21 protein-coding genes and 1 pseudogene are annotated in these 17308 nt (G+C 69.9%); 12 read left to right on the plus strand and 10 right to left on the minus strand.

The window, feature by feature from the left end; all coding sequences use genetic code 11:
* The first annotated feature begins 10 nt into the window (after nt 1–10).
* From P7A99_RS23375 to P7A99_RS23400, 6 genes and pseudogenes are all read left to right on the plus strand, one after another.
* On the plus strand, nt 11–634 hold the full coding sequence (locus P7A99_RS23375; RefSeq protein ID WP_277796122.1) for a YceI family protein: 624 nt from the start codon (nt 11–13) through the stop codon (nt 632–634).
* 26 nt (nt 635–660) lie between these two features.
* Nucleotides 661–2013 (plus strand): YceI family protein, encoded by a 1353-nt coding sequence (locus P7A99_RS23380; protein ID WP_277796123.1) that lies wholly within the window; start codon nt 661–663, stop codon nt 2011–2013.
* A complete protein-coding gene (locus P7A99_RS23385; protein WP_277796124.1) occupies nt 1944–2921 on the plus strand; it encodes an L-threonylcarbamoyladenylate synthase in 978 nt (325 codons plus the stop codon). The genes P7A99_RS23380 and P7A99_RS23385 overlap by 70 nt, the downstream gene beginning before the upstream one ends.
* 63 nt (nt 2922–2984) lie before the next feature.
* Nucleotides 2985–3497, plus strand: a complete 513-nt coding sequence (locus tag P7A99_RS23390) for a hypothetical protein (protein WP_277796125.1) — start codon at nt 2985–2987, stop codon at nt 3495–3497.
* A 106-nt stretch (nt 3498–3603) separates the two neighbouring features.
* Nucleotides 3604–4182, plus strand: a complete 579-nt coding sequence (locus tag P7A99_RS23395; protein WP_277796126.1) for a TetR/AcrR family transcriptional regulator — start codon at nt 3604–3606, stop codon at nt 4180–4182.
* A gap of 58 nt (nt 4183–4240) precedes the next feature.
* Nucleotides 4241–4348: pseudogene (locus tag P7A99_RS23400) on the plus strand (hypothetical protein); the annotation flags it as partial.
* 39 nt (nt 4349–4387) lie between these two features.
* Here P7A99_RS23400 and P7A99_RS23405 read toward each other — a convergent pair.
* The 7 genes from P7A99_RS23405 to P7A99_RS23435 all read right to left on the minus strand — a co-directional run bounded on the left by P7A99_RS23405 (nt 4388) and on the right by P7A99_RS23435 (nt 10553).
* Entirely contained in the window at nt 4388–5149 is a 762-nt protein-coding gene (locus tag P7A99_RS23405; RefSeq protein ID WP_101711545.1) for an ABC transporter permease, read from the minus strand.
* Complete coding sequence (locus tag P7A99_RS23410) at nt 5146–6072, minus strand: ABC transporter ATP-binding protein (protein ID WP_277796127.1); 927 nt, start codon at nt 6070–6072, stop codon at nt 5146–5148. Before P7A99_RS23410 ends, P7A99_RS23405 begins: the two co-directional genes overlap by 4 nt.
* A gap of 79 nt (nt 6073–6151) precedes the next feature.
* A complete protein-coding gene (locus tag P7A99_RS23415) occupies nt 6152–6511 on the minus strand; it encodes a hypothetical protein (RefSeq protein WP_277796128.1) in 360 nt (119 codons plus the stop codon).
* Between the two features lie 73 nt (nt 6512–6584).
* Nucleotides 6585–8441 carry an ATP-binding protein gene (locus P7A99_RS23420; RefSeq protein ID WP_277796129.1) on the minus strand — a complete coding sequence of 619 codons (1857 nt, stop codon included), beginning with the start codon at nt 8439–8441 and terminating at the stop codon, nt 6585–6587.
* 156 nt (nt 8442–8597) lie between these two features.
* Nucleotides 8598–9062, minus strand: a complete 465-nt coding sequence (locus tag P7A99_RS23425; protein WP_277796130.1) for an NfeD family protein — start codon at nt 9060–9062, stop codon at nt 8598–8600.
* A 5-nt stretch (nt 9063–9067) separates the two neighbouring features.
* Entirely contained in the window at nt 9068–10027 is a 960-nt protein-coding gene (locus P7A99_RS23430; RefSeq protein WP_277796160.1) for an SPFH domain-containing protein, read from the minus strand.
* Nucleotides 10028–10106: 79 nt separating this feature from the next.
* A complete protein-coding gene (locus P7A99_RS23435; protein ID WP_277796131.1) occupies nt 10107–10553 on the minus strand; it encodes a TIGR02301 family protein in 447 nt (148 codons plus the stop codon).
* A 211-nt stretch (nt 10554–10764) separates the two neighbouring features.
* On the opposite strand from P7A99_RS23435, the gene P7A99_RS23440 reads away from it, so the two are divergent.
* From P7A99_RS23440 to P7A99_RS23465, 6 genes are all read left to right on the plus strand, one after another.
* Nucleotides 10765–10974 (plus strand): hypothetical protein, encoded by a 210-nt coding sequence (locus tag P7A99_RS23440; RefSeq protein ID WP_101717194.1) that lies wholly within the window; start codon nt 10765–10767, stop codon nt 10972–10974.
* Nucleotides 10975–11044: 70 nt separating this feature from the next.
* Nucleotides 11045–11806, plus strand: coding sequence for a Crp/Fnr family transcriptional regulator (locus P7A99_RS23445; protein WP_277796132.1), 762 nt, complete (start codon nt 11045–11047; stop codon nt 11804–11806).
* Nucleotides 11807–12068: 262 nt separating this feature from the next.
* Entirely contained in the window at nt 12069–13205 is a 1137-nt protein-coding gene (locus tag P7A99_RS23450) for a helix-turn-helix domain-containing protein (RefSeq protein ID WP_277796133.1), read from the plus strand.
* A 127-nt stretch (nt 13206–13332) separates the two neighbouring features.
* Nucleotides 13333–14115 (plus strand): MipA/OmpV family protein, encoded by a 783-nt coding sequence (locus P7A99_RS23455; RefSeq protein ID WP_277796134.1) that lies wholly within the window; start codon nt 13333–13335, stop codon nt 14113–14115.
* Nucleotides 14116–14117: 2 nt separating this feature from the next.
* The gene (locus P7A99_RS23460; protein WP_277796135.1) at nt 14118–14921 is read left to right on the plus strand and encodes a CPBP family intramembrane glutamic endopeptidase; all 804 of its coding nucleotides are present in this window, start codon (nt 14118–14120) and stop codon (nt 14919–14921) included.
* A 166-nt stretch (nt 14922–15087) separates the two neighbouring features.
* Nucleotides 15088–15348: a YjhX family toxin gene (locus tag P7A99_RS23465; protein ID WP_277796136.1), complete on the plus strand. Its 261-nt coding sequence runs from the start codon at nt 15088–15090 to the stop codon at nt 15346–15348.
* A gap of 101 nt (nt 15349–15449) precedes the next feature.
* Here the strand turns inward: P7A99_RS23465 and P7A99_RS23470 are convergent, their stop codons facing one another.
* The 3 genes from P7A99_RS23470 to P7A99_RS23480 are packed head-to-tail and all read right to left on the minus strand — an operon-like array spanning nt 15450 to nt 17157.
* Nucleotides 15450–15977, minus strand: coding sequence for a hypothetical protein (locus tag P7A99_RS23470; RefSeq protein WP_277796137.1), 528 nt, complete (start codon nt 15975–15977; stop codon nt 15450–15452).
* Between the two features lie 18 nt (nt 15978–15995).
* Nucleotides 15996–16526: a hypothetical protein gene (locus P7A99_RS23475; RefSeq protein ID WP_277796138.1), complete on the minus strand. Its 531-nt coding sequence runs from the start codon at nt 16524–16526 to the stop codon at nt 15996–15998.
* Between the two features lie 28 nt (nt 16527–16554).
* Entirely contained in the window at nt 16555–17157 is a 603-nt protein-coding gene (locus P7A99_RS23480; protein WP_277796139.1) for an RcnB family protein, read from the minus strand.
* Nucleotides 17158–17308 lie beyond the last annotated feature (151 nt).

Here is a 17308-nt window from a genome sequence, read left to right on the forward strand (position 1 = left end):
ATCTGAGACCATGGCTCGCCCCTTCGCCTACGCCATTCTGGCCGGCGCCCTTCTCGCCGCTCCGCTCGCGGCCCCGGTCGCCGCCCTGGCGCAACCGGCGACGGATCCCGCCGCCGCTCCGGCCGGGACCTGGGCCCTGGACAAGCGCCACGCCAGCCTGACCCTGCGCATCAAGCACTTCGGCACCTCGAACTACACCTTCCGCCTGTCGGGCCTGGACGGCTCCTACAGCTTCGACCCGGCCAAGCCGCTGGACTCGAAGGTGTCGATCACGGTCGACCCGAAGTCGGTCGACACCGGCCTGCCGAACTTCAACAAGGAAATCTCGGACGATCCGAAGTTCTTCGACTCGGCCAAGTACCCGACCATCACCTTCGTCTCGACCAAGATCGAGCAGACCTCGCCCGGCAAGGGCAAGCTGACCGGCGACCTGACCTTCCGCGGCGTGACCAAGCCGGTGACCCTGGACGTCACCTACAACGGCTTCGCCAAGACCCCGTTCGGCTCGCAGATCATGGGCTTCTCGGCCACGGGCAAGATCAAGCGCTCGGAGTTCGGCTTCACCCACCTGGTGCCGATGGTTTCGGACGACGTCGACCTGGCGATCGAAGCCGAATTCAATCCGAAGAAGTAAGACAGTTACCTAGTTAGGACGGCCCAATGACCGCCGAGACGCTTTCCAAACCCGCCTCGGCGGCGGGTCCTGTCCGCTATTCGACGGTGGCGATCATCCTGCACTGGCTGATCGCCGCCGCTCTGATCTTCCAGGTGATCCTGGGCTGGCGGGCCGACGACGGCCCCAAGGGCGCCGAAACCTTCGCCCTCTTCCAGCTGCACAAGTCGATCGGCATCACCATCCTGGTGCTCAGCGTCGCGCGCCTGCTGTGGAAGCTGACCCACAAGTCGCCGCCGGCCCCGGCCGGCCAGCCGACCTGGGAGAAGATCGCCGCCAGCGCCGTGCACGTCGGCTTCTACGTAATCATGATCGGCCTGCCGCTGACCGGTTGGATCATCGTCTCGACCAGCCGCATCAACATTCCGACCATCCTGTTCGGCGCCATTCCCTGGCCGCACCTGCCGGGCCTGCCCGAGCTGGCCGCCGGGGCCAAGGACGCCTGGAACAATATCGGCCACCTGGGCCATGGCCTGCTGGTGAAGTTCACCTACGTGCTGCTGGCCCTGCACCTGGGCGCGGTGGCCAAGCACCAGATCCTCGACCGCGACGAGGTGTTCGGCCACATGGCCGCCGGCGCCAAGCCGGGGATCAAGGAGCCGCGCCTGTGGCTGGCCGCCGCCGGTTTCGCCGCCGTGGTCGCCGCCGGCTATCTCTACACCCCCGCCAAGGCCAAGGCGCCCCAGCCGGCGCCGGCCGAAAGCAGCGCCGACGAGCTGGCCCTGCCCGAAGAGGCGCCGGCCGCCGCCGCTGCTCCGGCCGCGACGCCGGCTGGCCCCGCGACGCCCGCCGCTCCGGCCGAAACCGCCGAAGCCGCGCCGCCTGCCGACAGCGTCCTGAAGGACCCGGTCGCCTGGGCCGTGCAGAAGGGCTCGCACCTCGACTTCAACCTGGCCTGGGCCGACACGCCGATCCAGGGCCGGTTCAGCCGCTGGACCGCCGACATCCTGTTCTCGCCCGAGGCGCTGGATCGGTCGAAGCTGACCGTCAGCATCGACCTGGCTTCGGCCGGCACGGGCGACGGCCAGCGCGACGAGAGCCTGCAAGGGCCCGACTTCTTCAACACCTCGGCCAACCCCAAGGCGACCTTCACCGCCAGCAAGTTCCGCAAGACCGCCGAGGGCCGCTATGTGGCCGACGGCACGCTGGACCTGCGCGGCGTGAAAAAGCCGCTCAGCCTGCCGTTCAGCCTGAAGATCGACGGCGACACGGCCACGGCGCGCGGTGTAACCACCCTCGACCGGACCGCGTTCGGGGTTGGACAGGGCGAATGGGCGTCGACGGATCAGATACCGGCCAAGATCAAGGTGAGCTTCGCGCTCACGGCCAAGAAGAAGTAGCCCGCGCGGCGCAGGCCCTCGCCAGTGGGGGCCTCGTCCTGCTGCCTACCGAAACCGTCTATGGCCTCGGGGCGGACGCCTCCGACCCCGCTGCCGTGGCGGCGATCTTCGAGGCCAAGGGCCGTCCGCGCTTCAACCCGCTGATCGCCCACGTCGCCGACCTCGATACGGCCGCCCGCATCGCCGCCTTCGACGAGCGGGCGCGCGCCCTGGCCCAGGCGTTCTGGCCCGGCCCTCTGACCATCGTCGCCCCGATCGTCGACGTTTCCGCCGTCTGCGACCTGGCCCGCGCGGGGCTCGAGACGGTGGCCATCCGCGTGCCCGGCCACCCGCTGGCGCGGGCCGTGCTGGCCGCGTTCGGCGGACCGGTGGTGGCCCCCTCCGCCAACCGCTCGGGCCGTCCCAGTCCCACCACCTTCCAGGACGCTTATCCCGAGACGGGCGACAAGTGCGCGGCCGTGCTCGACGGCGGGCCCTGCCAGGTCGGCCTGGAATCCACCGTCGTCGCCGTGCTCGAAGGACCCGTGCGGCTGCTGCGTCCCGGCGCCGTCACCCGCGCCCAGCTCGAGGCGGTGGTCGGCCCCTTGGCCGAGGCCGACGACGACGCCAAGCGCTCGCCCGGCCGCCTGGCCCTGCACTACGCCCCCGACGCGCCGGTGCGGATCAACGCGGCGGCGCCCGGCGAGGGCGAGGCCTTCCTGGCCTTCGGTCCGTGGCCGGCGGGGGAGGGGGTGTTCAACCTCAGCCCCACGGGCGATCTGGCGCAGGCCGCCGCCAACCTCTTTTCCCACCTGCGCGCCGCCGACCGCACCGCGCCGGTGAGCATCGCCGTGGCGCCGATCCCCGACGAGGGCCTGGGCGAAGCCATCAACGACCGCCTGCGCCGCGCGGCGGGGTTCGTGGGGTAGGCAAGACCGCTCGGCCCCGGCTAGGGTCGGCCCGAATCTCTAGTCTGGGTTGATGGGGCGCGTATGGGGGGCAAGGAACCGGTCGAGACGGCCGCCGGGCAGGAACTGGCGTGCTGGTCCCTGTGGCGCAGGCTCAAGAACGAGTTTCCGGTCTGGAGCTTCATGCCGTCCTGGTTCTATTCGCCGGGCGCCTACGGCTATCTGGGCGTCGATTTCCTCAGCGGCTTTCGCAAGAACGCCTCCACCCGGCGGGCCTTCGCCTTGCTGGAGGGGGTCGAGGACAAGACCTTCGACGCCGTGGCGGCCCTGGCCGCGCTGAACGCGCGCCGCCAGGAGCAGATGCTGCGGGCGGTGATCGTCTGCTATCTGACCGTGCCCGTTTCGGTGACGGCGCTGGTGGCCGAGATCGTCGGCGACGACCTGGGGACGTTCGTTCGCGAAAACACCGTCAACTGCCTGGGCCTGGCCCTGACCCTGGCGCTGGGGCCGCTGTCGTACCTGGTCAGCACCTGGCGGTCCCGCCAGATCGTCGGCGTGCTGGACCTGATCAAGATCGAGCGCAGCGTCGCTGACTGACCCCCGCCGAGCGCAACGGATTTCACCTGCTGTCGAACGCTTGTAGGATCGGCCCGCGCCCGGCCTCGTCGGCGCGCGTGTGTGACTGGCGTAGGGGAGGGCGAGGTTGGAGCGAGAGCGTAAGGCTTCCGCGCAGCGGCGTGACATCCTGATCGCTGCGACGAAGCACGCCCAGACGTCGGGCTTCCATTCCACCACCATGGACCAGATCGCTCGTGGCGCGGGCCTCAGCGTCGGGCAGGTCTATCGCCACTTTGAGAACAAGGACGCCATCATCGGCGCGGTGGCCCAGGCTCGGGCCCGCAAGGTGCTGGATCCGTTCGAGCACCATGCCCAGGGCGAGCCGGTGCTGGAGACCCTGCTGCGCGACGCGTCTTCCGCTCTGAGCCAGGCTCGCGAAACCAAGGTGGCGGCCCTGGATCTGGAGATCCTGGCCGAGGCCGAGCGCAACGCCGTGGTCGCCCAGGTGGTGCATGACGTCGAGACCGCCCAGCTGGAACGCGGTGTCGAGGCCCTGGCCCCGTTCCGCAAGCTGGACTGGACCGACGACGACATGGTCGCCCGCATCGCCTTCCTGGGTCTGATCCTCGACGGCTTGCAGATGCGCGGCGCGCGCGGCTCCACCGCCAGTCCGGCGGCGATGGAGCGGGCCTATCGCGACATCATCGCCGCGCTGTTCGGTTAGGGGCTGGGCTCGATTGCCCTGCGGCGAAAGGCTTGAAACTCAAAGGCCCAAAGATCGTCATCCCGGCCGCAGCGAAGCGGAGAGCCGGGACCCAGGAGCAACCGCAGTGCGCCGGCCCCTGGGTCCCGGCTCTACGGCCCGCGATGCGGGCCTTCGGCCGGGATGACGGACTTCTTCACGAGACTCCGTTTTCCGGATCTAACCATCAGTTCTTCAGGCGGTAGCCGGTCTTGAAGACCCAGGCGATGATCGCCAGGCACAGCAGCAGCACGCCGCAGGTGGCCGCCAGGCTGACCCCGACGCCCACGTCAGACGTGCCGAAGAAGCTCCAGCGGAAGCCGCTGACCAGATAGACCACCGGATTGAACAGCGAGATCGTCCGCCACACGCCCGGCAGCATGTCGATCGAATAGAAGCTGCCGCCGAGGAAGGTCAGGGGCGTGATCACCAGCAGCGGCACGATCTGCAACTTCTCGAAGCTGTCGGCCCAGATGCCCAGGATGAAGCCGAACAGGCTGAAGGTCACCGCCGTCAGCACCAGGAAGGCGGCCATGAACAGCGGGTGCTGGATCTCGAACGGTACGAACAGGCGCGCCGTGGCCAGGATGATCGTGCCCAGCAGGAGCGACTTGCTGGCCGCCGCGCCGACATAGCCCAGCACGATCTCGAACGGCGAGACGGGAGCCGACAGCACCTCGTAGATCGTGCCCGACCACTTGGGCATGTAGATGCCGAACGAGGCGTTCGACAGGCTCTCGGTCAGGATCGACAGCATGATCAGGCCCGGCACGATGAAGGCGCCGTAGGGCACCCCGTCGACGGCGGTCATGCGCGAGCCGATGGCCGCGCCGAAGACCACGAAATACAGGGACGTCGACAGCACCGGCGAGGCGATGCTCTGCAAGAGGGTGCGGAAGGTCCGCGCCATCTCGAAGCGGTAGATGGCGGCGACGGCGTGCAGGTTCATGGCCGGTCCTTCACCAGGCTGACGAAGATCTCCTCGAGGGAGCTCTGGCGGGTGTTGAGGTCGGTGAAGTCGACGCCCTCGGCCGACAGGCGGCGCAGCAAGGGGGCGATGCCGGTCTCGGCGGCCTGGGCGTCGAAGCTGTAGACCAGCTCGGCGCCATCGGCGGTCAGTTCCAGGGCATAGTCCGACAGGCCGGCGGGAACGGCTTGCAGCGGGGCTTGCAGGTGCAGGGTCAGCTGCTTCTTGCCCAGCTTCTGCATCAGGGCGGCCTTATCCTCCACCAGGATGATCTCGCCCTTGCGGATCACCCCCACCCGGTCGGCCATCTCTTCGGCCTCCTCGATGTAGTGGGTGGTCAGGATGATGGTCACGCCCGTCTCGCGCAGCTTGCGGACCATCTCCCACATGTCGCGGCGCAGCTCGACGTCGACGCCGGCGGTGGGTTCGTCGAGGAACAGGATCGACGGCTCGTGCGACAGGGCCTTGGCGATCATCACCCGCCGCTTCATGCCCCCCGACAGGGTCATGATCTTGGCGTCCTTCTTGTCCCACAGCGAAAGGTCTCTGAGGATCTTCTCGATCAGCGCGGGGTTCGGCGGCTTGCCGAACAGGCCGCGGCTGAAGGTGACGGTGGCGATCACCGTCTCGAAGGCGTCGGTGGTCAGTTCCTGCGGCACCAGGCCGATCTTGGTGCGGGCCGGGCGGTAGTCGCGAGCGATGTCGTGGCCGTCGGCGACGATCGTGCCCGTGCTCGGCCGCACGATGCCGCAGATGATGCTGATCAGCGTGGTCTTGCCCGCGCCGTTGGGGCCGAGCAGGGCGAAGATCTCGCCGCGATTGATGGTCAGGTCGACCTGCTTGAGGGCCTGGTGGCCCGAGGCGTAGGTCTTGGTCAGACCCGACACCGTGATGATGGGTTCCACCCGTCTGTTCCCTCTCGTCCGTGCGGTCCGCGCCCAGATGGGGGCGCGAGGCGAAAAGCGCCAGTGGCGAGCTATGCGCTTAGTTCGATCCCAGGGCGTCGGCCAGGTGGCACGACTTGCCCGCCTTCAGGCCTTCCAGGGCGATCACGTCCAGGGCGTTGCCGTCCTGGCCCTCGATCTCGACATACTGGCCGATCACCTCGACATAGACCGGCGCCTTCAGGGTCTGGAGCTTCTCGCGCAGCTTGGCGACCGGCTTTTCCTGCTCTTCGGCGCGATCGCGCAGGACGTAGCGGTTGGCGGCCAGGTCGCAGCGGGTGAGGATCACCTGGTCCTTCTGGACGTCCACCGTGCCGATATAGAGGTCCTGGGCCAGAGCCGCGCCGGCGCTCATGCCCAGCAGGGCCGCGCCGGCCAGCGCGCAAAGCGATCTCTTCATCGAAACTCCGTCGGACTGGCCCTGAACTGGCCCCGGCCTAGCCTGTCGCCGCGCCCGGATCTGTCAGCAGTCGTCAGCTGGCGCGGCGGGCCGAGCGGAGCATGCGTCCAAGCTCGCCGATCGCATAGGGCTTTTGCAGCACCGGGAAGCCATGGTGGGCGTCGTCGGCCAGCACCTGGCTGTAGCCGCTGGTCAGCACCACCGGCAGGCTGGGCCAGCGACCGCGGATGCGCCGGGCCAGTTCCAGGCCGCTGATGCCGGGCATGACCACGTCGGTGAAGACGTAGTCGAAGGCCTCGCCCCGCTCCTCCAGCACGGCGATGGCGCGCTGGCCGTTGGCGACCAGGCAGGTCTCGTAGCCCAGGTCTTCCAGCAGCTGGCGCGCGAAGTCGCCGACCTCGGCGTTGTCCTCGACGATCAGGATGGCGCCGTGCGCTTCGATGGGCGGCTCGGCGGCGGCGTCGTCGGCCGCCATGGCCGGGGCGTCGACGCGCGGCAGGTAGAGCGTGAAGGTCGAGCCTTCCCCCTCCCGGCTCACCACGTCCACGTCGCCGCCCGACTGCTTGGCGAAGCCGAAGACCTGCGACAGGCCAAGGCCTGTGCCCTTGCCCACATCCTTGGTGGTGAAGAACGGCTCGAAGATCCGGTCCAGCACCTGGGGCGACATGCCAGAGCCGGTATCGGTGATCGACACGGCGACGAACGGCCCCTCATGGGCGCCCTGGCCGCGCAGCGCCGGCAGCGACGAGGCTTCATAGGCGCGGATGACGAGATCGCCTTCGCCCCCCATGGCGTCGCGCGCGTTCACCGCCATGTTGACCAGCGCGGTCTCGAACTGGCTGGCGTCGGCCTCGACGAAACAGGCCGAGGGACAGTGGTCGACGACCAGGCGGATCCGTCCGCCGACGACCGCGCTCAGCATGTCGGCGGTGCTGGCGATCCTGTCGCCGACGTGGAAGGTGGTCGGCCGCAAGGTCTGGCGGCGGGCGAAGGCCAGCAGTTGCGCGGTGAGCTTGGCGGCCCGGTCGGCGGTGTCGGAGATCGCGTCCAGATACCGCTCGCGCTTCTCCTCGGGCAGCGCGGGGCGGCGCAGCAGCTCGGCCGACGAGCGGATGACGGTCAGCAGGTTGTTGAAGTCGTGCGCCACGCCGCCGGTCAGCTGGCCGATCGCCTCCAGCTTCTGCATCTGGCGGACCTGGCCCTCGGCGGCCAGCAGGGCGTTGGTGCGCTCCTGGACGTGGGTTTCCAGCGTCTCGTTGAGGCTGCGCAGCTCGCCCTGCGCCGTGCGCAGGGCCGTGACGGTTCGCGCCAGTTCCTGCTCGCGCGCGCGCAGCGCCTCGTCGGCGATGGTCCGCTCCAGCAGGTCGGCCGCCTGGCGCGCCAGGATGTCGAGCAGGCGCAGGTCGCGCTCGGACGGCCTGTGGGCCTTTGTCCAGTGGGTCGAGATCATGCCCAGCAGGCTGCCGTCGCGCGAGCGCAGCGGCGTGGTCTGGGCCGCGCGGATGCCGGTGCGCCGGAAGGCTTGCAGGTCCTCGGTCCCGGCGATCTCGTCCCAGGTCTCGTAGTCGGGGATGATCGCCCGGCGGCCCGAGCGCAGCGCCAGCGTGCAGCTGCTGTGGGCCGACGGGCTGACCCAAGCCCAGAACGCCACGGCCTCCGGCGGCAGTCCGCGATAGCTGAGGAGTTGCAGCTCGCCACCATGGCCCGACGGGTCGCCTTTGGGGCAGAGCAGCTGCATGGTGCCGAACTGCGACCGCGTGATCGCCACCGCCGCGTCGACGATCTTGCCGTACAGCTCGACGCGATCCTGCTCGCCGATCAGTTCCAGGCTGATCCCGTGCAGCAGCTCGATGTCCGCGAAGTCGTCCACCGGCGCGATCGCGCGCTTGCGGACGGGTCGTGACGGTTCCGGGTAGAAGACGTCGAGCATGGCCGTTCCTGTGGGCGCGGAAGAGTTACAGCACAGTCTGGCCGCGCCGGCCGTCTGTTAGACGACATAGCGGCCCGCGATGCGTCCGCTTCGTCCCGAAGCTTCAGCATGCGCAGGCCCTTAACGCGCGAAACACCGAAAGGCGCCGCCGGTTCCTCAACGAACCGTCAGCACGGCCCCATGCACGCCCACCACCGAGACCCGCGCCCCGGTCTCGGGCGGGGTCTGGTCCTCGGTCCCGCCCTCCGTCTGGGCGGCCCATTCCTTGCCGTCGACGAACACCCGGCCGCGACCGTTCTCGAAGGCGGCCACCACCTCGGCCGGACGGCCGAGCAGGCGCAGGGTGGGGTCGTTGAGGTCGGGATCGGGCCCGGCCAGGGCCGGCCGCAGGAAGCGGCGGGCGAAATAGGTGCTGGCGATGGTCAGCACGGCGAAGAGGGCGATCTCCACCGGCAGGTTGGTCGGCAGCAGCAGGGCTACAACCCCCACCGCCGCCGCCGAGGCGGCCGGCCACAAGAGCCAGCCGGTGCCGGTGCCCACCTCGATCGCCAGGAATACGGCCGCCGCCGACAGCCACAGCCAGAAGGGGTGGGCGACGTAGAAGTCGATCAGGCCGGTCATGGCCTTCAGCCTCCCTTGCGCGGCGCGCTGGTCGGCACGGCCGCGGTGCGCACGGGCGGGGGAGCGTCGGGTCCGCTCAGCGAGCGGATCAGTTCGCCGACCCCGGCCACCGTGCCGGTGATACCGGCGAAGTCGGCCGGCACGATCACGGTCTTGGCGTTGGGCGAACGGGCGAGATCCCCGAACGCCTCGACGTATTTCTGGGCCACGAAGTAGTTGATGGCGTTGACGTCGCCGCGGGCGATGGCTTCCGACACGAAGGCGGTGGCCTTGGCCTCGGCCTCGGCCTCCCGCTCGCGGGCCTCGGCGTCGCGGAAGGCGGCTTCGCGACGGCCCTCGGCCTCGAGAATGGCGGCCTGCTTGGAGCCCTCGGCGCGGGCGATCTGGGCCTGCTTCTCGCCTTCGGCCTCGGTGATCACGGCGCGCCGCTCGCGCTCGGCCTTCATCTGGCGGGCCATGGCGTTGGTGATGTCGGCAGGCGGGGTCAGGTCCTTGATCTCGATGCGGGCGACCTTGACCCCCCAGGGGCCGGTGGCCTCGTCGATGGTCGACAGCAGGCGCGAGTTGATGTGGTCGCGCTGTGAGAGGACTTCGTCCAGCTCCATCGAGCCGACCACCGTGCGCAGGTTGGTCTGGGCCAGCTGGGTGATGGCGTAGATCAGGTTGTCGACGCGATAGGCCGCGGCGGCCGCGTCCATCACCTGGATGAAGACGATTGCGTCGACGCTGACCGACACGTTGTCCTTGGTGATCACCTCCTGCTTGGGGACGTCGAGCACCTGCTCCATCATGTTCACCCGCCGGCCGACCGTCTCGATGAACGGGGTCAGGATGCTGATGCCGGGCTTGAGCGTGCGGGTGTAGCGGCCGAAGCGCTCGACGGTGAATTCACGGCCCTGGGGCACGATCTTGATGACGTTGACGACCAGCAGGATCGCCAGCACGAGCAGGACCAGGGGAACCAGATAAGCGGCCAAGTCTACGCCTCCCGAGAGGACCGGCCCGGCGGCCTCGCCGCCAGTCGTCCGCGCCCATAGGAAGAATTTAGCGCGGGGCTCGCTCGTCCGCCACGGAATCCGGCGAAGCTTGCGCGGGATCGTTGACCACCACCGTCTGCGACAGCTTCGAGGCGAGGGCGCGGCCGCGCTGGGCCGCTTGGCGCTCGGCGCGACGGCTCTCGGGAGAGCAGCCCTCTGGATGGCCGGCCTGGCTTGCCGCGAAGCCGCCGTTGAAGCGGTCGCGCATCTGGGCGGTGAAGCTGGCGTCGGCGGCTTCGATGTCGATCAGCCGCATCATCCGGGCGCGCCAGAACTGGTCGCCGGCGCCCTCGCAGACCTGGCGCAGGGCGTGGCTCTGACCCAGCGCATAGGCCAGGTCGAGCAGCCGCTGGCGATCGGCCGGCTCGCGCTCCTGGGCATGGACCGGCAGGGCCGCGGGTGCGGTCAGCAGCAGGGCCGCCAGGGCCGGAACGAGGGCGCGCGTGCGAAGCATGGGTTCATTATCGCCTCAAGCCCGAGAGCTGTCACCGCCGCGCCCGCGCGGCGCGAACTGCGTCGTTTCATCCACAGCCGCGCTTGCCCATTTGGAGTCGAAACTTCGACTCTTCAGGGCCTTGCTATCAACAAGGATCGGCGTCAGGCTGTGGATAAGTCAGGGGCGGCGAGAAACGACCACTCCGACAGCGCAGAAGGGAGGACGTGTCATGGCTGAAGTGCATTACGGCGTCGTCCAGGTGGGCGACCGGTGGACCATCATCGGCGACCAGCTCCGGTTCGGGGCCTACCGCAACCGCCACGAAGCCGAACGCGCCGCCACCCGGCTGGCCGAGCAGGCGACGGGCCTTGGCCTGCCGGTGCGCATGCACCTCCAGGACGAAACCGGACAGCTGCACAGGCCCACCCTGCTGAGCTGAAGGCTTCACGCAACGAAAGGCGGCCTCCGCGCGCTTTAACGGTGAGCAAGCGCCGCCGTTGGATGCCGCCATGGCCGACTCCGCAGAACCGACCGATCGTGAGACCCGCGCCGAAAGGGTCGCCCAGGCCTATGCGGGCAATCGCCTGCTACAGGCCATGCCCGAGGACGCCCGCGCGGCCCTCAAGTCGGCGATGTCGATGGTCGCCCTGTCGCGGGGACATGTGCTGTTCGACGTCGGCGAGGACGTGCGCAACACCTATCTGCCGTGCCGGCCGACCATGGTCGCCCTGCTGGTGGTGACCGCCGAGGGCCGCGAGGTCGAGGCCGCCACCATCGGCTGGGAGGGCGCGCTGGGCGGCATCGTCAGCGGCGGGCTGAAGCCCGCCTACGGCCGGGCGGTGGTGCAGGCGCCTGGGCCGGCCTTCGTCGTGCCGACCGCGCGGCTGGACGAGATGCGCCAGCGCTTTCCGGGCATGGGCGATCTCTTCACCCGCTATGCCGACGCCCTGATCGCCCAGATGATGCAGTCGGTGGCCTGCAACGCCCTGCACACCATCGAGCAGCGCTGCTGCCGGTGGCTGCTGTCGGCCCACGACCGCTCGGGCGACGACGTCGTGCGGCTGACCCAGGAGGCCCTGGCCGACATGATGGGCGTGCAGCGCACCACCGTCACCGCCGCGGCCAAGATCCTGCAGGCCGACGGCATCATCCAGACCCGCCGCGGCCGCGTCGAGATCCGCGACCGCCGCAAGCTCGAGCGCCGCGCCTGCGAATGCTACGGCCAGGTCGAGGCGCACTTCGGCCGGCTGCTGCCCGAGATCAAGGAGTAGGGGCGGGTTCGACATTCAGAGGTTTCGGTCTTTCTCTCCGAGCTTCCCCGCGAAGGCGGGGATCCAAGCTGTGTTCCAGGATGAGGCGCGGCCGTGATCGATCAGCAGGCTCCGCTTGGGTCCCCGCCTTCGCGGGGAAGGACGGACTGGGGGCGATCCGTCAGATGATTGTCAGTCCGACCTGAGGTCGCTCCCCCAGTGATTGCGTCGATCGGCGTTACGCGACAATCTCCGCGCCGTTTTCGGGCGAAGGCGGCGGGGCATGGCCGACACTGTGGTGCTGATCCTGGCCTCGGCGGCGACGGGCGTGGGGCTGTTCGCGGCCGCGCAACTGGGCGTGCGCCGCGACTGGCGCACGGCGCCCTCGACTGCGATTGCGGTGTTTCTGCTGCTCAGCGCCCTGTCGGGCCTGGACCTGATGCTGGACCGCGCCGGTGCCTATGCCGCCGCGCCCTGGGCGACGGGGATTCTGTGGACCACCTCGCTGGGCCTTGGCCCGTCGATCCTGGCCTATGTGCTGGCCATGACCGGCGACCCGGAACGGGGCTGGACGCTGGGGCGCATCGCGCGCATCGGCTGGCCGGCGGCCCTGGCCATGCTGCTGGTCCTGCCGTTCTTCCTGCTGCCGGTCTCGACGCGGCTGGCGGTCTATACCGGCGAGGGCGCGGAGGGCGATCCGCTGGCCGGACCGCTGCAGCTGGCTTTCGTGGCGCTGTTCCTGGCCGTGACCCTGGGCTATCTCGCCGCCGCCTTCCAGGTGATGAGCCGCCACGTGCGGCGGGTGCGCGACCTGTTCTCCAACCTGGAGGACCGCACGCTGAGCTGGCTGCGGGCCCTGCTGCTGGTGATGCTGGCCGCCTGGATCTGGGGGGCGGTGAAGTCGGCCCTGGCGGCCGGCGCCGCCCATGAGGGCTGGCTCGACGCGGCCGCCGCCGCCGTCGAACTGGCCTGGACCGCCGCCATCGGCCTCTTTGGCCTGTCGCAAAAGCCGATCTACACCCCCCAGACCGAGACGCCCCAGGCGCTGCCCGCCGCCGGCAAGTACGCGCGTTCCGCCTTGCCCGAGGCCCGTCAGGTCGAGATCGCCGCCCGCCTGGAGCAGGCCATGCGCGGCCAGGGCCTCTACCGCGACCCGCTGCTGTCGCTGAGCGGGCTGGCGGGGCGCATCGGCGTCACGCCCAACCACCTGTCGCAGGTGCTGAACGAGCACCTGGGCCAGAGCTTCTTCGACTACGTCAACCGCTGGCGGGTGGAGGAGGCGGTGGCGCGCATCGGCGCCTCCGACGAGCCGATCCTGGCCATCGCCTACGAGGTCGGCTTCAACTCGCGCTCGACCTTCAACGCCGCGGTGAAGAAGCACGCCGGCCGGCCGCCCAGCGCCTTCCGCCCGGCCGCCTGATCGCTCCAACCATGTCCTGACCGGCAGGATCGGACGCGTTGCGGCTCCGGGCCTGCCCGTTCGGACGACGCCTCAAGCCCTCCCGTCCAGGGTCGTGACCGTCCTCCCCGTTTCAGAGAGAACCGTCATGATCGATCGCCTGTCCGGCGCAGCCCTGCTGGCCGCCTGCCTGCTGGCCGCCCTGTCCCCGTCCGCCCGCGCCGAGGAACCCGAGCGGTTGTTCCTGCTGGGGGTCGGCGCCTATGCCGCCGCCAACCCTTATGAGAGCGCCAGGGAAAAGACCGGGACGGGCCTGCTGCCGCTGTTCTTCTACCAGGATCGCCGTTTCACGGCCGACCTCAGCGGCCTAGCCGTCAAGGCCTATGCGACCGACCGCTTCACCCTGGAGGGCCGGGTCGCGCCGCGCTTCCAGCTGGTCGACCCCAAGGAGACCCGCGACTACGCTCTCCTGCGGCGCGACGTCGGGATCGACGTCGGCGGCCGGGCCGGCGCCGCCTTCGGTCCGGCGACAGTGAGTCTCGAATACCTGGCCGACGTCTCCGGCGAGACCAAGGGCCATGAGGTCAATCTCGACCTGACCCTTGCGGCCGCGCCGACCGAGCGCCTGACGATCGAGGCCATGGCCGGCCTGTCGTGGAAGGACGAGAAGCTGGCCACCTGGCTCTACGGCCTGAAGACCGGCGAGGTCGGGGCGGCGCGCGCCTACGAGTTTGGCCGCACAGCCGGCGCGCCTTCGGGCGGGGTGGTCGTGCCGTCGCTGGGCGTGCAGGCCCGCTACCGCGTCGGCGAGCGGGCCTATGTGATCGCCGCCGCGGAGGTCGAGCTGTTCGACGACGACATCACGCAAAGCCCCCTTGTCGCCAAGAAGAGCGCCGCCGCCGGCTTCGTCGGCCTGGTTCGTCGGTTCTAGGCATGATCCCCGTGCGCGCGACCCTGATTAGGCCCGGCGTGCCGGCGCGGCTGGTCGCCGTCGGCCGTACAGTGGCGATCCTCTCGATCTGGCTGGCGGCCACGGCGCCGATGGCGGTGCTGGCCTTCGTGGTCGCGCCCCGGCTGATGGCGCCCGGCGACCCGCTGCCGGGGCTGGTCTTCTGGCGGATGGTGGTGGCGGGCATGGCCTGGCAGCTGGTGCTGTCGCTGGTGGTGCTGAAGCTGGAAGGGGTGAGCCTGCGCTGGCCCGAGCTGCGCCGCCGGCTATGGCTGACGCCGCCGGTCTGGCGCTCGACCGGGCGGCCGTTTCCGGGCGCCTTCCTGCTGGTGCCGCTGTTCGTCGCCCTGGGCTTCCTGGGCGACGAGGCCGCCACCCTGCTGTTCCAGGCCACGCCTCTGGGCGAGCGGCTGGCCGCCCTGGCGCCGGCTTTCGCGATGATCGAGCACCTGATCACGCCGGAGGCGCGGGGACGATGGGATATCCTGGGCCTCGCCCTCGTCTCCAGCCTGTTCAACTACGGCCTGGGCGAGGCGCTGCTGTTCCACGGCGTGCTGCTGCCGCGCATGGAGCGGGCCTGGGGGCGGTGGGCGTGGCTGGGCAACGGCCTGCTGTTCTCCGCCTATCACGTGCACAAGTTCTGGCTGATGCCGGGGCTGGTGATCAGCTGCCTCTGCTACGCCCTGCCGGCCCAGGCCTTCCGCTCCAACTGGCTGGCGGTGATCATCCACGGGGTGGAGGGGCTGGTGCTGATCGCCGCCGTGCTGGTGGTGATCCTGCAGCCGTGAGGTTGCGGCGAGCGCCGTTCTGCGGCATCAAACCCGGATGTTCATGCCTGAGCTTGTCTGAACGGCTGCCGCACGCCTCCGGCGCGCGGCTCGCAGCCCGAACCTAACCGCCGCTTGACGCGGCGCGTTTGGGCTTGGCCGAACTCCAGACTGGCTTTTTCCCAAAATGAATATCTCGAGAGACGAGCAGCGCGTGCTGCACGTCCTGGCCCAGGGCGGCTGCGTGCGCGCCCATCGCGACGAGGGCCGTCGCATAACCCGCGTCGAATGCATCACCCGTGACGGGCTGGTGCTCGCCAGCTGCAACCTGGCGGTCTTCGGCAAGCTGAAGCGCAAGCGTCTGATCGAGTCCCGCGCGTCGGGGCCCTATCGCATCTCCCGCCGCGGCCGCGAGGCCGTGCGTCCGCAACTGGACAACAGGGGATAGGGGCGTGGTCCTCGTCCTTCGACAAGCTCAGGATGAGGACCACACTGCAGCCTGTCCGATGGAAACCTCACCCTGAGCTCGTCGAAGGGCGAGGTTTCCATTCACGGCTTGGCCGGAGCCTCCGGCACCGGGGCGGACGAAGGATCGCTCGGCGCGCCGGCGGCGAACAGGTGGGTCTCCGAAGCGCCGCCCTTCACCTTGGCGGCGTCCTCGCAGAACTGCGCCTTGTCGTCGGCGTGCGAGCCGATCATCGCCCCGCTGGCCATGCCGAGGAACATGATCACCGCGTCGCGCTGGTGGGCCTTTTCGGCGTCGGTCTGCTCGGGCGGGCCCAGGGTCAGCACGGCGTCGACGGCACGGCCCATCTTCAGGGGATCGACCTCCAGGTCTGGGCACAGCGACGAGGCGGCCATGAAGTAGCCCATGTTGAGGATGCGGCCCTGCTGCTCGACCGTGAAGGTCGGCGTCATCAGGTCGGCCAGCAGGGCGCCGGTCTCCTGGTGGGCGGCGTCCTTGCCGACCGGGGCTGGGGCGGTTGCGGCGTCCTTCTTGGCGTCGGGCTTGGGCGTGCAGCCGGCGACGAGGACGGCGGCGGCCAGGGCGAAGGTCAGGGTGCGGAGGGTGTGCATGGTCTTTTTCCTCCGGGCTCAGTAGCGATAGCCGAATTCGCGCGACGTCCACGACGGCGAATAGCCGCGTCCGCGCTCGTAGCAGGCCCGTTGCGAGGGATAGCAGTCGACGCCCCGGGCTGGGGAGTAGGGCGGATCGCGGCGGCGGTCGTCGTCGTCGCGATAGCGGTCGTCGTCGTGCTTCTTTTTCGACGAGGCGGCGGCCGCGGCCAGTATGCCGATGGCCAGGGCCCCGGCGACGATGGCTCCGCTGTTGTCCTTCTTGCCGCCCTTGCCGGCGTTGCATTCCGAGGTCGGACGGCGGTCGATGGTGTCGTAGCGGCCGTCGTCGACGAACAGGTTGATGCATTCCCGGTTTCCCGGATGCCACCAGTACTGCACGCCGCCGTCGGTGTGGTCGAGCTGGTAGCCGCGCGAGCGCAGGCTGTTCTCGCCCTGGCCGGCGCGGGCGCCGATCAGGTCGCGGGGCTGGGCGACGGCGGCCAGCGAGGTCGCCAGCACGCTTAAGCCCGCGATGGCCGCCACGGCGGCCTTCGTCGTCTTGTTCATCGATGGCTCCGAGCCTTTGGGGGAGGGATCAGTAGAAGGCGCCGTAGATCACGTCGACGACGCGGCCGGTGCGCCACTCGACCAGCAAGAGGTCGGGTCCGTACCGCACCCAGTGATAGCCGTAGGGCGGGCCGCCCAGGCCCAGGCGCCAATAGTCGTCGTAGATGTAGCCCCTGCTCAGGAACAGGCCCGGCAGGATCCCGCCGATGGCCCAGCGGCGATAGCGCTGACCGGGCGGATAGCGCCAGCGGCCGCCCTGGACCGGGCGGAAGCCGGGCGGGCGGCCCGCGCCGGGGCGGTGCGGACCCATAGGCGGCGTCGGGCGCGGGCGGCTGGGCGGCCGTTGCGAGGACGGCGGCCGCGAGGGCGCTCCACCACCGGGACGGCCGGGTTGCGAGCCTCCGCCGCCGGGATGTCCGGGGCCGTGGCCGGGGCCTTGCCCCGGAGGACGCCCGCCGCCCGATCCGGGGCCCGAGCCCTGGCCGGGACGTCCGCCGCCCGGTCCCTGTCCGCCCGGACCCTGGCCCCCCGGACCCTGGCCTCCGGGGCCATGGTTCCCGTGGCCCTGGGCGTGCGCCAGGCTGGGCAGGACGGCCAGAAGGCCGAAGGTGAGAAGCTTGCGGCGGTCCACTGGCGGCTCCTGCGAACTGGGAGAAAGGACGTCTCGCGCCGGCCAAGGCCGGATACGTCGCCAGCAAAGACCCAATCTGGCCCAGCTTCAACCCATGGTGTTCGTGTCGCCGCACGTTTTTGCGTGAAACACGCAAGGCGTCGGCGCGCGT

Source organism: Caulobacter endophyticus (genome assembly GCF_029543245.1).
GTDB classification, from domain to species: Bacteria; Pseudomonadota; Alphaproteobacteria; order Caulobacterales; family Caulobacteraceae; genus Caulobacter; species Caulobacter endophyticus_A.